15 protein-coding genes and 1 tRNA gene are annotated in these 15,115 nt (G+C 68.0%); 8 read left to right on the plus strand and 8 right to left on the minus strand.

Annotated features, from left to right (window positions below; genetic code table 11):
- Window positions 1-7 precede the first annotated feature (7 nt).
- Genes RZV17_RS12440 through RZV17_RS12460 form a run of 5 tightly spaced genes read right to left on the minus strand, consistent with a single transcriptional unit; the run spans window position 8 to window position 4,688 of the window.
- Window positions 8-916, minus strand: coding sequence for a dihydrodipicolinate synthase family protein (locus tag RZV17_RS12440; RefSeq protein ID WP_039563791.1), 909 nt, complete (start codon window positions 914-916; stop codon window positions 8-10).
- Complete coding sequence (locus tag RZV17_RS12445) at window positions 913-2,226, minus strand: FAD-dependent oxidoreductase (protein WP_355603831.1); 1,314 nt, start codon at window positions 2,224-2,226, stop codon at window positions 913-915. Before RZV17_RS12445 ends, RZV17_RS12440 begins: the two co-directional genes overlap by 4 nt.
- Window positions 2,219-2,464, minus strand: a complete 246-nt coding sequence (locus RZV17_RS12450) for a 2Fe-2S iron-sulfur cluster-binding protein (RefSeq protein WP_039410912.1) — start codon at window positions 2,462-2,464, stop codon at window positions 2,219-2,221. Before RZV17_RS12450 ends, RZV17_RS12445 begins: the two co-directional genes overlap by 8 nt.
- Window positions 2,461-3,750, minus strand: a complete 1,290-nt coding sequence (locus RZV17_RS12455) for an FAD-dependent oxidoreductase (protein WP_355603834.1) — start codon at window positions 3,748-3,750, stop codon at window positions 2,461-2,463. The genes RZV17_RS12450 and RZV17_RS12455 overlap by 4 nt, the downstream gene beginning before the upstream one ends.
- Complete coding sequence (locus RZV17_RS12460) at window positions 3,750-4,688, minus strand: proline racemase family protein (protein ID WP_355603838.1); 939 nt, start codon at window positions 4,686-4,688, stop codon at window positions 3,750-3,752. Before RZV17_RS12460 ends, RZV17_RS12455 begins: the two co-directional genes overlap by 1 nt.
- Window positions 4,689-4,848: 160 nt before the next feature.
- Between RZV17_RS12460 and RZV17_RS12465 the strand changes: the two genes are divergently transcribed.
- The 4 genes from RZV17_RS12465 (at window position 4,849) to RZV17_RS12480 (ending at window position 9,131) form a co-directional block, all read left to right on the plus strand.
- Complete coding sequence (locus RZV17_RS12465; RefSeq protein ID WP_081419243.1) at window positions 4,849-5,565, plus strand: AraC family transcriptional regulator; 717 nt, start codon at window positions 4,849-4,851, stop codon at window positions 5,563-5,565.
- A 171-nt stretch (window positions 5,566-5,736) separates the two neighbouring features.
- Entirely contained in the window at window positions 5,737-7,431 is a 1,695-nt protein-coding gene (gene ftsY / locus RZV17_RS12470) for a signal recognition particle-docking protein FtsY (protein ID WP_355603841.1), read from the plus strand.
- A gap of 325 nt (window positions 7,432-7,756) precedes the next feature.
- Complete coding sequence (gene mutY, locus RZV17_RS12475; RefSeq protein WP_228333640.1) at window positions 7,757-8,830, plus strand: A/G-specific adenine glycosylase; 1,074 nt, start codon at window positions 7,757-7,759, stop codon at window positions 8,828-8,830.
- A gap of 22 nt (window positions 8,831-8,852) precedes the next feature.
- Window positions 8,853-9,131 carry an oxidative damage protection protein gene (locus RZV17_RS12480; RefSeq protein WP_039410902.1) on the plus strand — a complete coding sequence of 93 codons (279 nt, stop codon included), beginning with the start codon at window positions 8,853-8,855 and terminating at the stop codon, window positions 9,129-9,131.
- A gap of 177 nt (window positions 9,132-9,308) precedes the next feature.
- On the opposite strand, the gene RZV17_RS12485 is transcribed toward RZV17_RS12480, so the two are convergent.
- The gene (locus RZV17_RS12485) at window positions 9,309-10,934 is read right to left on the minus strand and encodes a hybrid sensor histidine kinase/response regulator (RefSeq protein WP_184388213.1); all 1,626 of its coding nucleotides are present in this window, start codon (window positions 10,932-10,934) and stop codon (window positions 9,309-9,311) included.
- 311 nt (window positions 10,935-11,245) lie between these two features.
- Between RZV17_RS12485 and RZV17_RS12490 the strand changes: the two genes are divergently transcribed.
- Both RZV17_RS12490 and cho read left to right on the plus strand, forming a co-directional pair.
- Window positions 11,246-12,025, plus strand: coding sequence for a methyltransferase domain-containing protein (locus RZV17_RS12490; RefSeq protein WP_355603845.1), 780 nt, complete (start codon window positions 11,246-11,248; stop codon window positions 12,023-12,025).
- Window positions 12,026-12,263: 238 nt separating this feature from the next.
- Complete coding sequence (gene cho, locus RZV17_RS12495) at window positions 12,264-13,118, plus strand: excinuclease Cho (RefSeq protein WP_166745117.1); 855 nt, start codon at window positions 12,264-12,266, stop codon at window positions 13,116-13,118.
- 62 nt (window positions 13,119-13,180) lie between these two features.
- Here cho and RZV17_RS12500 read toward each other — a convergent pair whose 3' ends face one another.
- Complete coding sequence (locus RZV17_RS12500) at window positions 13,181-13,456, minus strand: hypothetical protein (protein WP_047695224.1); 276 nt, start codon at window positions 13,454-13,456, stop codon at window positions 13,181-13,183.
- A 275-nt stretch (window positions 13,457-13,731) separates the two neighbouring features.
- Window positions 13,732-13,807 (minus strand) — tRNA-Phe (locus RZV17_RS12505).
- Window positions 13,808-13,986: 179 nt separating this feature from the next.
- Between RZV17_RS12505 and RZV17_RS12510 the strand changes: the two genes are divergently transcribed.
- Together RZV17_RS12510 and RZV17_RS12515 are read left to right on the plus strand one after the other, a co-directional pair.
- The gene (locus RZV17_RS12510) at window positions 13,987-14,523 is read left to right on the plus strand and encodes a lipocalin family protein (protein ID WP_047695225.1); all 537 of its coding nucleotides are present in this window, start codon (window positions 13,987-13,989) and stop codon (window positions 14,521-14,523) included.
- A gap of 102 nt (window positions 14,524-14,625) precedes the next feature.
- Window positions 14,626-15,102: an LEA type 2 family protein gene (locus RZV17_RS12515; protein ID WP_355603849.1), complete on the plus strand. Its 477-nt coding sequence runs from the start codon at window positions 14,626-14,628 to the stop codon at window positions 15,100-15,102.
- The last annotated feature ends 13 nt before the right edge of the window (window positions 15,103-15,115 follow it).

The raw sequence follows: 15,115 nt of genomic DNA on the forward strand, positions 1-15,115 counted from the left end.
CGTGTTGCTAGCTGCTCTTCGGCGCCGTGGCGATGGCATGCTCGATCACCTTCAACGCGGCATCGCGCTCGGCGCCGGCCACCACCAGCCGCGGCGCACGCACCTGCTCGCTCCCCATGCCCACCTTTGCCTGCACCAGCTTGATCAGCTGCACGAAGGTGGGCACGGTGTCCAGGCGCAGCAGCGGCAGGAACCAGTGATACAACTCCTTTGCCGCCGGGTAACCGCCGTCGCGTGCGAGTTCGAACAGGCGCACCGATTCTTTCGGATACGCATTGACCAGGCCGGCGATCCAGCCCTTGGCGCCCATGCTCAGGCCTTCGACGATGGCATCGTCCATGCCGACCAGTAGCGCCAGCCGATCGCCCAGCAGTTCCTGCAGCGCGGCAAAGCGGCGCACGTCCCCGGAGGATTCCTTCACGGCCTGCAGGTTGGGGAATTCGGCGGCCAGCTCGGCGATCTGCGCCGGGCCGAAATCGGTCTTGTAGGCCACCGGGTTGTTGTACAGGATCACCGGCAGGTCGGTGGCGCCGATCACCGCACGCACATGCGCGCCCATTTCGCGCCAGTCGGTGGAGTACACGTACGGCGGCAGCACCATCAGGCCGCCGCAGCCGATGTCCTTGGCCGCCTTGGCCAGTGCCACCGCCTCGCCGGTGGCCAGGCTGGCGATGCCCGGCACCACCGGCACGCGGCCGTTCAAGGCGGTGACCAGCGTGCGCAGGATCGCCAGCTTGTCGTCCACGCTCAAGGTGGCGGCCTCGCCCAACGAGCCCAGCGGCACGATTGCGGTGCAACCGGCATCCACCAGCTGGTTGGCATGCTTGCCGAGGAAGTCGTGGTCGATGTCGCCCGAGGCGGTGAACGGGGTGGTGATGGCCGGCAACACGCCGTGCCAGAACGCAGCAATGCTCATGGGTGATTCCCTTGCGAGTCGGAAGTGAACGAGTCGGCCAGCGCCGCGAGGCGGACCGGGAACAACGGCGGCCGGCGGCCGGCGTCGGTGGAAAGCTCGGGCGGGCAACGGCCCAGTTCGGCCAGCGCAGCGGAGCAGATGCGGCCCTGGCAGGCGCCCATGCCGCAGCGCGAGGCCAGCTTGGCGTCGCGCGCATCGTTGAAGTCGTCCAGTGCGCCCAGCGGCACGTCTTCGCAGCGGCAGATCAGCGTGTCCGGTTGCGCCAGCGCGCGGATGCGCGGGTCCAGCGCGAACTGCTGCTGCAACACGTCGGCAAATGCACGCGCTGCGCGCCGCCGTGGTTGCAGGCGCAACGCGGCCTCCGGCGCATCGGCGGCCATGTGCCCGGCCATCGCGCCTTCGATCAAGGCGCAATCGCGCCCACCGATGCCGCAGGCTTCGCCGGCGGCAAACACCTGGGTGACGCTGGTGCGCAGCAGCGCATCCACCTGCACCTGCTGGTGCGCTCCACATGCCTGCAGCTGGCAACCCAGCAATTGCGCAAGCTCGGTATTGGGCACCAGGCCATAGCCCACCGCCAGGTGGTCGCATGCGATGCGCGTGCGGCCGCCGGGCCCTTCCAGTTCGACCTCGCGCAGCTGCGTATCCCCATGCGCGGCAACCACGACGCTGCCGGCGCGATACGCCACTGCATGCAGCTGCAGGCGCAACGCGGCAGCCTGCGCGGCTTTGCCCGGCCAGCGCCACAACTGCAGCGCGAACCGGCGCAACGCCGCTGCCAAGGCCTGTTCGTGGATGCCCAGCACCTGCGCGCCATGCCGTTGCAAGGTGGCCGCACTGGCCAGCAGCAGCGGGCCACTGCCGGCCACCAGCACACGCTTGCCGCTCAGCGGCCAACCCTGCTTCGCAAGCGCCTGCGCCGCGCCGGCACCGGTGACGCCGGGCACGGTCCAGCCCGGAAACGGCAGCAGCAATTCGCGCGCACCGGTGGCCAGCACCAGGGCGGCGTAATGCAGTTGCTGCGTGCCGTCCGGGCCATCGGCCAACAACCAGCCCGGTTGTGCCAGCAGGATCTGCGTGCGTGTCAGCAGCGTGACTGCCGCATTGCCCTGCACCTGTCGCAGCAGCGCGCGCGCATCGGCCGGCGCACCGTGCTGCACATCGCTGCGCCACACCTGCCCGCCCACACGCGGCTGCATGTCCACCACGCCCACGCGCACACCGTGACTGGCCGCCGCCTGCGCCGCGGCCAACCCGGCCGGGCCGGCGCCGATCACCAACACATCGAAATGCAGCACGCGCTCAGCCATCGGTGCGCACCTGCATGCCATCGCGTGCGTCCACCAGACAGGCGCGTTGCTGGCCGATGCCATCGATCCGCACACGGCATTCGAAACACACGCCCATGCCGCATAACGGCGCGCGCGGTTGCCCGCTGCTGGATCGCCGGAACTGCAGCGTGGCCTGCGCCACCGCGGCCGCCACGCTGGCACCGGCCGGCACCTCGACCAGCTGCGCATCCACGTGCAACCGCACTGTCGCGCTCATGCGGCCGCGCCCTGCACGGCACGCGCCGGGGCATACGGCGCCGGGTCGATGGCCGGCGTGCGCCCGAGCAGGCTGTCCACGATCACCCGTGCGCTCCCCAGCGCCGTGGTGACGCCCAGCCCCTCGTGGCCGGCGGCCACCCACACATCGCGCCGGCCGGGCACCAGCCCCAGATACGGCCGCCCATCCGGCGTGGCCGGGCGCAGCCCGGTCCATACGCGAATTGCCTGCAACTCACGCAGCACCGGCAGATACGCAAAAGCGCGCTGCAACATCTGTTGCAGCACCGGCATCGACAACGCGCGATCGTGCTCGCCGAACTGGCGCGAGGAGCCGATCAATATCTGCCCGGTCGGCCGCGGCTGCACATTGAAGGCCACACTGGTGTCGTCGGCGCCATGCGCCGAATCGGCATAACCGAGTTCCAGCAGCTGATGCCGGATCAACCCCGGGTGGCGGTCGGTGATCACCAGATGGCCCTTGCGCGGGCGCAACGCCAGCTCGGGCAGCAACTGCGGCAAGGCCACGCCGCTGGCCACGAGCACCGCTCCGGCAAGCACCTGCCCGTCGTCCAGGCGCACTGCATGCTCCTGCAACTGCGCAACGCGGCGGCCGGCAAATACCTGCGCGCCGGCCTTGCAGGCCAGGCTCACCAGATGCCGCGCCACCCGCGGCGGATACACCACCGCCTCGCCGGGCACGCGCATGCCGCCGGCCAGGCCCGGCACCAGCTGCGGCTCCAGCGCATACAACTGCGCCGCATCGATCGCTTCTGCCTGCAGATCGGCAGCGGCCAGCCGCGCGATCTTGGCCGGCACCGCCGCCAGTTCGCGCGCGTCGCGGGCCACCCACAGCGTGCCGCAGCGGCTGAATTCGGCATCGCTCAGCGTCGCGAAGCGCTCCCACAGGCGCAGCGAATACGCCGACAACGCCAGCTCGGCCGGGTCGTCGTCCATCGCCACCAGGTGCCCCATCGCCGCGGCGGTGGCGCCGCCGCCGATCGGCCCCGGTTCGACGATCGCCACCCGCAGCCCCTCGCCCGCCGCAGCCTCGGCGCAGGCGGCGCCAACAATGCCGGCACCGACCACGATCAGGTCGTAACTGCGCCGCGTGGAGGCGGCAGACGGCGCAGAGCCGGATTCGGGTCCGGCCACGGAACCCGGCGCCGGCGCAGATGCCGTCGCGGGCGATGGCGACGCGGGCAGCGCAGCAGACGTGCCGACGATCACCAGTTCGGCCGGCGACATGGCCGACGCAACCACCGGCGCGGGCCGCACGGCCTCCATCAGGCCACGATGCCCCAGGCGAACGGGTCGGCCGGGTCGATCAGCAGCTGCGCGCGCGCAGTGATGTGCGCCTGCCCGCTGATGCGCGGCGCAATACCGCGCCCGCTCAGGCGATAACTGCCTTCGAACGCACTGCCCAGGATGCCTTGCTGCACCCAGCGCTCGCCCTCGCCCAGCTTGCCGTCGGCGGCCAGGCACGCCAGCTTGGCGCTGGTGCCGGTGCCGCACGGCGAACGGTCGTAGGCCAGCCCCGGGCACAGCACGAAATTGCGCGCCACGCCGCTGCCATCGGGTGCGGCGCCGTTGACTTCGATATGGTCGATCTCGCCACCGCCCTCGCCGGTGATGCCGGCGGCCTGCAGCGCCAGCCGGATCGCTTCGGTGTAGGCTGTGAGCGCGCGTTGATGCGCCAGGTCCAGCGCACATGGCGCCTGCTCGGTGATGAAGAACCAGTTGCCGCCCCAGGCCACATCGCCGCGCACCGCGCCATGCCCCGGCACGTCCACCACCACACCGGCAGCCGCGCGATAACTTTCCACGTTGTCCACCCACACGGTGCCGTCGTCGGCTAGCTCCACGCCCACCGTGCCCACCGGCGTTTCGATACGGTGCCTGCCCGGCGCGATCCGCCCCAGCTCGGCCAGCGTACGCACCACACCAATCGTGCCGTGCCCGCACATGCCCAGATAACCGACGTTGTTGAAGAAGATCACCCCGGTGCAGGCGCTCGGGTCGCGCGCCGGCAGCAGCAGCGCGCCGACCATGGTGTCCGAGCCGCGCGGTTCGCAGGCAATCGCGCTGCGCCACTGGTCGAACTCGCGGCCGAACCGCTCGCGACACTGCGCCAGGTCGCCACCGCCCAGATCGGGGAAGCCGGCCAGGACCACGCGGGTGGGCTCGCCGGCCGTATGAGAGTCGATCACGTCGATGCTGTGCATGGCGCATGCTCCCACTGCCGGCCCGCGCACGACTAGCGTGCAATGCGAAGTGAAAATGCGGAAATCTGCACAATTACCAACCCGATGCATCGCCGCGCGTTTGCGCTAGGATCATTGCTGGGTTGCACATTCGTGCAACCGTCAAATCGTGACCGCCACCATGACCCTGATGGACCTCAACCTGCCCGCGCTGGAAATGCAGACGCTGTTCGATGCACTACCGGACGTGGTGTTCTTCATCAAGGACAGCGAGGGCCGCTATACCCACTGCAACCTCACCCTGGTGCGTCGATTGGGGCGCAAGCTGCGTAGCGAGATCATCGGTCGGTCGCCGCTGGAAGTCTTCCCCTTGCCGCTGGGCGGCAGCTACATGATGCAGGACCGTCGCGTCCTGCTTGGCGAACTCATCGACAACCAGCTCGAAGTGCACCTGTATCCCAACCGCCTGCCGGGCTGGTGCCTGACCTTCAAGCGCCCGCTGTGCGAGGCCAACGAGGTGATCGGCGTGGTCGGCATCTCGCGTGATCTGGGCCAGCCCGATAGCCGGCATTCGGCCTACGAACGCCTGAGCCAGGTGATGGAACACATGCAGGCCAACTTCGGCGACAACCTGCGCGTGCAGGCGCTGGCCGATCTGGCCGGGCTGTCGGTGGCGCAGCTGGAGCGCCACTTCCGCCGCGTCTTCCAGGTCACCCCGCAGCAACTGCTGACCAAGCTGCGCATCGAATCGGCGATGCGGCTGCTGTATGGCGAGGACAGTATCGCCAGCATCGGGCAACGCTGCGGCTTTGCCGACCAGAGTGCCTTCGCGCGCCAGTTCAAGGCTACCGTCGGCATGACCCCGCGCGATTACCGCGCGCTCAAGGGTCAGCTGTAAGGCGCCCATCATGCGCTGACACACAGCCGGCACAAATGCCGAATTCGGCAGCATTGCAGGCACGAGCGTGATGCACCGCCGCCGCAGTGGCGAGGGGCGCCACTGAAGGGCGCGTCAAGGTGAGACCGGACCCCGATGGTAGACTTTCGGGTTTCCCCTACTGCGTTGCCAATGGCCAGCTTTTTTCGCCGCAACAAGCCCACCACGCCCGACAGCTCGCGTACCTCGCGCTACAGCCTGGAAGAACTGGCAGCCGCATTTCCCACCGCGCCGTCTGCCGCCACCCCAGCATCGCCCATCGAGGCCCTGCCACCTGCGCAGACCGGCGCAGCTCCTGCCGCTGCGCCCGCGCCCGCACCGGTAGCGGCAGACCCGCCAACGCCGGCCGCCGAGCACGCCGCGCCGGCCACACCGGCTGAGGCGTTGGCAAGCGACATCGCCGCCCGCACCGGCCAGGCGCAGAGCGTGGCGGCGGTGCCGAGCACGCCGCCCGCCCCTGCGGCGCCGGCCCCATCGGCCTTGCAGGCACTACCGGACCCGGCGCCTGCCGCCGCACCCATCGCCCCGGCGCCGGTGGTGGTGGTGCCGCCAGTGGTGGCGCAGCCACACGGCACACCGACCTCGCCGGCGACGGCGCCCGCAGAACCTGCAACACCGGCGCAGTCGCTGTTGCAATCGCCACCATCGACGCCCGCAGCGCCGGTCCCGACGCCGGTCGTCGCGACGCCTGTTGCCGCTGCGCCTATTGCCGCTGCGCCTGCTGTCGTACCGCCTGTTGCTGCTCCGCCCGCCGTCGTACCGCCTGCCGCCTCCGCACCGCCTGCCGCCGCCCCGGCCGCGAGCGCGACGCCCGTGGTCACCGCACCGTCCATCGTCAGCAGTCCGCTGCCGGCCACCCAGGACGACAGCATCGTCGGCCAGCACGACGCCTTGCCGGCTGCGCCGGCGGGCAAACCCGGCTGGCGCGAGCGCCTGCGCAACAGCACCTTCGCGCGCAGCTTCGGTGGCCTGTTCTCGCGCAACCCCAAGCTCGACGACGACCTGCTCGACGAGATCGAGACTGCGTTGATCACCGCCGACGTCGGCATCGGCGCCACCACCGCGTTGGTCGAAGGCCTGCGCAAGCGCATGAAGTCGCGCGAATTCGTCGATGCGCAGGCCATGTTCAAGGCCTTGCGCGCCGATCTCATCGCGCTGCTGCAGCCGGTCTCCAAGCCACTGGTCATCGACCGCTCGCACAAGCCGTTCGTGGTGCTCACCGTCGGCGTCAACGGCGTCGGAAAGACCACCACCATCGGCAAGCTGGCCAAGCGCTTCAAGGACGACGGCAACAGCCTGATGCTGGCCGCCGGCGACACCTTCCGCGCCGCTGCCGTGGCGCAGCTGCAGGCCTGGGGCGACCGCAACGGTGTGGCGGTGATTGCGCAGGGGCAGAATGCCGATGCCGCCTCGGTGGCGTTCGACGCGCTGCAGGCCGCCAAGGCGCGCGGCACCGACGTCTTGATCGCCGACACCGCCGGCCGCCTGCACACCCAGACCGGGCTGATGAACGAGCTGGGCAAGATCCGCCGCGTGCTCGGCAAGATCGACGCCGCCGCGCCGCACGAAGTGCTGATGGTCATCGACGGCACCACCGGCCAGAACGCCATCTCGCAGCTGCGCCAGTTCCATGCGGCGGTCGGCGTCACCGGGCTGGTCGTGACCAAGCTCGATGGCACCGCCAAGGGTGGCGTGGTGTTTGCGCTGGCGCGGGAGTTCAACATCCCGATCCGCTTCGCCGGCATCGGCGAACGCCCGGAAGACCTACGCGTCTTCGACCCGGTCGCCTTCGTCGACGCACTGTTGCCGGACGCCTTGGGCGGTTGATTGGAAGATGCCTGCCCGCATCTGCAAGCGCTGCGGGGTGGTTGCAGCGTGCGGCAGGTATCGCGTGACTGGTCGCAGGCACGACGTGTACTGACGGTTGCCCAGCCCTTGCCTGCAGCACTGCACACGCCAGTCCGCGCTGTGCGTCGGTGGCTTATTACCGTGCGCCCACATCACCGCATTGGCCTGGGGATGCGGATGTTTCTGCGAACGGTGCCTGGTCGGAATGACGTTTCCGCTGCGGTGAGTGGACGCGCCGCACCACGCGCGTAGCAGCTGCACTCCCGCTCCCGACACCCTTGCCCTCCACCGCCAGCAGAGCGCCATGCCAGCCGACCACGCCACTCCCCTTGCTGATGCCTTCGTCGAGCGCCTGCTGCACTGGTTCGACGGCCACGGCCGCCACGATCTGCCCTGGCAGCATCCACGCGCGCCGTACCGGGTGTGGCTGTCGGAGATCATGCTGCAGCAGACCCAGGTGGCGGTGGTCATTCCGTATTTCCACAAATTCGTGGAAAGCTTCCCTACGCTGGCGGATCTGGCGGCAGCCGACAACGACACCGTGATGGCGCATTGGGCCGGGCTGGGCTACTACGCCCGCGCGCGCAACCTGCATGCCGCCGCCAAACACTGCGTCGCCCTGCACGATGGCGACCTGCCGCGCGACTTCGATGCACTGCTTGCGCTGCCGGGCATCGGCCGCAGCACGGCCGGCGCCATCCTGAGCCAGGCCTGGAACGAGCGTTTTCCGATCATGGACGGCAACGTCAAGCGTGTGCTCACGCGTGTCCACGGCATCGCCGGCTATCCCGGCTTGCCGGTGGTGGAAAAGCAGCTATGGCAACTGGCCTGGGCCCATGTTGCGCACGTGCCGGCCGGACGACTGGCCGACTACACGCAGGCGCAGATGGATTTCGGTGCCACGCTGTGCACGCGCGCCAGACCGGCGTGTATCGTGTGCCCGCTGCAGCAGGACTGCGTCGCCCGCCGCGACGGCCTGGTGGATGCCTTGCCCACTCCCAAGCCCGGCAAGGTGCTGCCCGAGCGCGAAGCCACCGCCTTGCTGCTGGAAAACCTGCACGGCGAGATCCTGTTGCAACGCCGCCCGCCGACCGGCATCTGGGCCTCGTTGTGGACCCTGCCGCAGGCGGAGACCGACAGCGGCCTGCGCAGCTGGTTCGCCACCCATGTCGAGGGCAACTACGAACGCGCCGATGCGATGGCGCCGCTCGTGCACACCTTCAGCCACTACCGGCTGCACCTGCAGCCCTTGCGCCTGCGCAAGGTCGCGCTGCGCGCAACGGTGCGCGACAATGACGACCTGCGTTGGGTGGCGCGCGCCGATCTCGGCTCGCTGGGCTTGCCGGCACCGATCCGCAAACTGCTCGACACGCTTTAAGCACGCCTTCAAAGGAATCCGCATGTCCCGCACCGTGTTCTGCCAGTACCAGCAATGCGACACCGACGGCCTGGATTTCGTGCCCTACCCCGGCGAGCTGGGCCAGCGCGTGTTCGCGCACATCGGCAAGACCGCCTGGCAGGCGTGGCTGGCACACCAGACCATGCTGATCAATGAAAACCGGCTGTCACCGCGCGACCCCAAGCACCGCGCGTTTCTCGAGGCCGAATTGCAGAAGTTCCTGTTCGACCGCAATGCCGACAAGCCCGAAGGCTATGTGGCACCGCTGGGCGAAGAGTAGCTGGACGGGGATTGGGGATTGGGGATTGGGGATTCGGAGTAGTTGCGGCCCGGCTTGTTGAATGCCGATCCGGCGAGGGCTGCACCGGCAACCGATCGGCCAACATGCCCCCTCGCCCGAGACGCTGGCATATGCAGGCGATGCCGATCAACGCCATCGCCCCTGCCCCTCCGGCGCCTAACCCACGCCAGTCGGGCCATCCAGCAGCATGCGGATGCGCTTGAGCAATTCCTTCTGCGTGTAGGGTTTGTTGACCACGTCGAATTCCGCACCGCCCACGTCGGTCCGCTGGATGCTGGCGTCGGCGTAGCCGGTGGTCAGCAGTACTTTCAACTTGGGCTGCATGCGACGCGCTTCGCGTGCCAGCACCACGCCATTCATGCCGCCGGGCATGATCAGATCGGTGAACAACGCATCCACCTCCGGGTGCTGTTCCAGTAGTTCGATCGCCTCGCGCCCGCTCGATGCGGACAGAATGCGATACCCGGCATTTTCCAGGAACATCTTGGCCACCACCGCCACGTCCTGCTTGTCTTCCACCACCAGAATGGTCTCGTCGCCACCCTTGTCGATCGCGCGGCTCTTGGCCGCCTGCAGGTCGTTCTCGAATTCGCTGGAAGCCGGGAAATACAGGCGTACCGTGGTGCCCTGGTCCACCTCGCTGTAGATGCGCACCGTACCGCCGGACTGCTTGACGAAGCCGTACACCATCGACAACCCCAGGCCCGTGCCCTGCCCCTCTTCCTTGGTGGTGAAGAACGGCTCCATGACACGGCTGGCCACTTCCGGCGGCATGCCGCTCCCGGTATCGCTCACCGCGATGCTCACGTAGCGTCCGGGCGCCAGCTGGTGATGCATTGCCAGGTCGTGGCTGGTGATTTCCACGTTCTGGGTCTGCACCGTGACCTCCTTACGCTCGGCCTGCGCCATTGCATCGCGTGCATTGATCAACACGTTCAGCAGTGCCACCTCGGCTTGCGTGGTATCGATCTGGCAATTCCACAGCCCCTCTTCCAGCAACTGCCGCAAGGTGATGCCGCCACCCAGCGCGCGCTCGGCCATGTTGTTCATGCCCGACACCAGGGTATTGAGATTGACCACGCGGCCGCGCAACTTCTGCTTGCGCGAGAACGCCAGCAATTGCTGGGTGAGCGTGGCGGCCTTGGCCGCAGCCGCGGCCGCATGTTCGGCGCTGAACGCGATGCGATCGGCATTGCTGCCCGCGTTGGCGGCCGCCATCATCTGGATCACTTCCAGGTGCCCGGACATTACCTGCAGCAGGTTATTGAAATCGTGCGCAATGCCACCGGTGAGTTGCCCCAGCGCTTCCATCTTCTGCGCCTGGCGCAAGGCATCCTCGGCGTCGCGGCGGCGGCTCACATCCAGCTGCGAGCCGAAGAAGTAGACCAGGTTGCCCTTGTCGTCAAACACCGGCGAGACGAATAGCGCGTTCCAGAACGAGGACCCGTCCTTGCGGTAATTGAGCACCTCGGTGGCGAATTCGCGGCGGTTGTCGATGGATTCGCGCACGTCCTGCACGCTGGCCGGGTCGGTCTCCGGGCCCTGTAAGAAGCGGCAGTTGTTGCCGATGATCTCGTCGGCCGAATACCCGGTCATTTCCAGGAACGCGCGATTGGCGAATACGATCGGATTGTCCGGCAGATGCGGGTCGGTCACCGTCATCGGCATGCGCGTGGTTTCCACGGCGGCAAAAAAAATATCCGAGCGGTGCTTCTCCACAGGCAGGCTGCGGGATTCGCTGATATGAGGCGCGCGCAGCTCTCCGTGACGGGAATCGTTCAAGTGGTGTTCTCCGCGGGGCTATTCCCGTGGCGACATTCTAGTTGGGCCCGGTGAGTTGACCCGTCACATCCATGAGCCTTTGCCGTACGGCCGCGCGCGCCGATGCAACCGAATGCAACCGGCTGGGTGGCCGTGCACTCCGGCAGCGGCCCTGCCCTCCCACGCAGACCCACGCGATCGCGTGCGCGCCGTTTTGCCGTAGCATGCGCGGGCTGTCTGCAGCTCCTGCGCCTTCGCTCCGCCACTGCGGCGGCGTCGCGCGTGCGTCTTCCCTGCCGGTGCTGATGCCTGGCCACCCATGCGATGCCACCATGTCGGGCTACCAGACCCAGATTCACGAACTGACCTTCGGGCAGCAGACCTACGTCATCCGCGCCTTGGCGGACAAGCAGCAATACGCCGACCCGGACCAGGCCGCTGCCGACGCCGGCATTTCCTCGGCGCAGTGGAGCCTGTTCGGCCAGGTGTGGCCGGCAGGCCAATTGCTGGCCGAGGCGATGGCCACCCGTCCGATCAAGGGCAGGCGCATTCTCGAGCTCGGCTGCGGGCTGGGGCTGGCGAGCCTGGTGCTGCGCCGGCGCGGCGCCGACGTGGTGGCCAGCGACCACCATCCGCTGGCGGAAGTGTTCCTGGCCTACAACGCTGCGCTCAACGGGCTGGACGCGGTGCCGTATCGCCGGCTCGACTGGAACACCGGCGCGCCGACCATCGGGCAGTTCGACATGATCATCGCCAGCGATGTGCTCTATGAAACCCGCCACGCCACCATGCTGGCCAAGCTGATCCCCGCCCTGGCCAAACCCGCATGCGAGATCGTGATCAGCGATCCGGGCCGCGGCAACGCCAACGCGCTCTCGCGCATGTTGGCCGAGATTGGATTCTCGTTGATCGCCGGCGAACGCCAGGCCCCGGCACAGGCAGCCAAGGCGCCGCGCCTGTTCGTCTATCGCCGCAACATGGATGCCTCGCCGCCGGCCCAGGGCGGCCAGGCGGCTCATGAAAGCGGCAACGCGCACGAGTTCAGCTCCGAACAGGCACGCGAAGCCGGCAAGAAGGGTGGTCAGGTTAGTGGTGGCGGCAACAATCGCTAAGTAGCGCGGTGTTGATTGCATCGGTATCGGCATCGACATCGGCCGAGTCTCATCGGATGAGACGGCGGGTTGGCACGCTCGCGCCCGATGACACACACCACCCGGCCACGATGCCGCCCCGGCACGGGCGCACCTGCATCGCGCATCAGCGCGATCGCAGACACCACACATCGATCGGCATGTCCGCGTCGACCCAAGCACGCCGGCGATTGCCCCTCACTGCAGACCCGGTCGCCCCATGGCCCGGAGTGAGCGCACCCGGCGCGGCCTGAGCCCGGTGGACTACACCTACCCCGAGCATCTGCGCAGCACGCTGGAAACCCTGCCTGCCACGCCAGGCGTGTATCTCTTCCACGGGCAAGACGACGGACTGCCGCTGTACATCGGCAAGAGCATCAATCTGCGCGGACGGGTGATGGATCATTTCCGTACTCCACGCGAAGCCGCGCTGCTGCGTCAGACGCGCCGGGTGAGCGTGATCGAAATGGCCGGCGATCTGGGCGCGCAACTGCTCGAGTCGCAACTGATCAAATCGATGCGGCCGCTGTATAACCAGAAGCTGCGCCGCGTGCCGCGCCAGTTTTCGATCCGGCTGTATCGCGGCGAGGTGTCCATCGAGCATTCGGCCGAGAGCGACCCCGCGCTGACACCGTGGCTGTACGGGCTGTACTCGAGCCCGCGCGCCGCCAAGGAGGCACTACGGCGGCTGGCCGATCGCGACCGCCTTTGCTACGGGCTGCTGGGGCTGGAGAGCGTCGCTGCCGGCCGGCCATGCTTCCGCGCCATGCTCAAACGCTGCGCCGGCGCCTGCCATGGCGCGGAAACGCTGGGCGACCACGAGGAACGTCTGCGCGACGCGCTAGGGCACCTCGAACAGGCCGTCTGGCCCTTTCCCGGCGCCGTGGCGGTGAAGGAACAGGGCCCGCATCTGACCCAGTACCACGTGCTGCGCGACTGGCATTACCTGGGCAGCACCGCCTCGTTGGCCGCCGCGCGCAAGCTCAAATCGGCGCCGGGAGACTTCGATCGCGACAGTTATCGCATCCTGCGCAAAGGCCTGCACACCCATCTGCACTGCGTGGCGCTGCTTTGATGGCGCGTCGGCGCGGCGCCGCGCCGGGAGCGCACCAGGCACCTGCACCAACCGGCGATCCGCTAATCCGCTTCGGCCGGGCCCGCCCGGTATTCCTTCGGGTCCAGAAAATCCGCCAGGCACGATCCCACCCGCAATGCTTGTTCGCGCGCATCACCGCGATACTCGCCTTCGCCGGCGCCTTCGATGGTGGCCACCGGCGCCGCACGGTCGCGGTGATAGACGAACGCGGTCGACAGCCAGCGGGTGTCGCCCGGCGCCTGACTTTCCATGGTCTCCACGCGGAATTCACCGCAGTAGCCATGGATCAAGGTGCGTCGAAGGGTCTTGTGCGTCATGCGCAGAGTATTGCCGCGCCAGGTTGAAGATGACGTGGAAACCCGCTGCAACATCCGCACGATGCGCAACAGCAGCTGCAGCCGGACGATCTGGACAGCGGAGCAGCATTGCCACCGCGCCACAGCGTCGATGCCAGCGCGGCGCCGATATCCGGCACGCATGAAAACGCACGCGTTAGCGCAATCGCCCCGGGTTGGGACAACGTAACGTGCAACGAGAGGAAGACGACGGATCCGTATCTAAACGGAAAGCCTTGCGAACGCAGGCTTGAAAATGGTGGCCGAGGACGGAATCGAACCGCCGACACGGGGATTTTCAATCCCCTGCTCTACCAACTGAGCTACTCGGCCACTACCTGCAACGCGATGCCTGCGTTGCGAGGAGGCGCATCATAGCGAGCAGGCGCAGTTTGGGCAAGCGTTGTGACCAACTTTGTTGCAGCGTGGCGTCGCCGCCTGATTTCTTGCACCGGTTCACGCCGCGCAGGGAGGCGCATCGCCTAGCCTGCGCGCGTCCATCGGAGATCGTCATGCGCCTGTCTTGCCTGCTGTGGTCGTGCCTCGCCCTGCTACCACTGGCTGCGTCTGCGCAGCAACCGGTGCGCGCGGTCCCGCAGCTGGATATCTCGCGCTACGCGGGGCAGTGGCATGAGATCGCGCATCTACCGGTGTCGTTTCAGAAAAAGTGCCGCAGCGATATCACCGCCAGCTACACCTTGCGCGACGATGGATTGATCGGCGTGCGCAATGGCTGCCGCGCCGCCGATGGCAGCCTGACCCAGGCCGATGGCGTGGCGCGACCGGTCGACGGCCACCCGGGGCAGTTGCAGGTTCGCTTTGCGCCCGAATGGCTGAGCTGGCTGCCGCTGGTCTGGGCCGACTATTGGGTGATCGCGCTCGACCCGGACTATCAATGGGCGCTGGTCGGCGAGCCGGAACGCAACTATCTCTGGATCCTGTCGCGCTCGCCACAGATGCCGCGCGCGCAGTTCGAGCAGCTCAAGGCCCGTGCCACGCAGATGGGCTACGACCTGTCGCCGCTGATCGTGGCCGCGCCCGTGCTGTGAGCCGGGCACCCCGCTCCCGGGCGGGGCTGGCATCGGCGACAAGGCGGCGTCCGTACTGCGTAGTATTCTTGGCGCCGCCTCAGCCGCCAAGGACCCCCTTACATGCGTCGTGCCTCCCGCCTCCTGATCGTGTCGCTGGCCTGTGGCCTGCTGTTGAGCGCTTGCGGCGGCGCGGTGCGCCGCGTGTCCGAGCCGGCCGCCAGCATCCAGCAGCTCACCGTCCGCGCCGATGGCAGCTGGTCGGTCGACCTGCGCCTGCAGAACTACAGCAGCATCCCGATGCAGTTCGAGCGCGTGGCACTGGAGATCTCTGCCGGCGAGCAGGTGGCCGGCAAGCTCGACCAGACGGTCGGCATGTCCATCGGCCCGGAAACCGCCGATATCGTCACCGTCACCGTGCAGCCCACCTCGCTGGGGCGGATCACCGTGGCCGACGTGCTGGCCGGTGGCCGTTCGCTGCCGTACACGCTCAAGGGCACCGTCTGGGCCACTCCACAGGACAAGAAACAACGCGAGTTCGCGGTGGAATCGCGCAACACGCTCAGCCCGGCCCCCGGCCTCAACGGCGTGCTGCGCTGACGCGCACGCCCTC

Origin of the sequence: Xanthomonas cannabis (assembly GCF_040616535.1) — a bacterium.
Classification (GTDB): Bacteria; Pseudomonadota; Gammaproteobacteria; order Xanthomonadales; family Xanthomonadaceae; genus Xanthomonas; species Xanthomonas cannabis.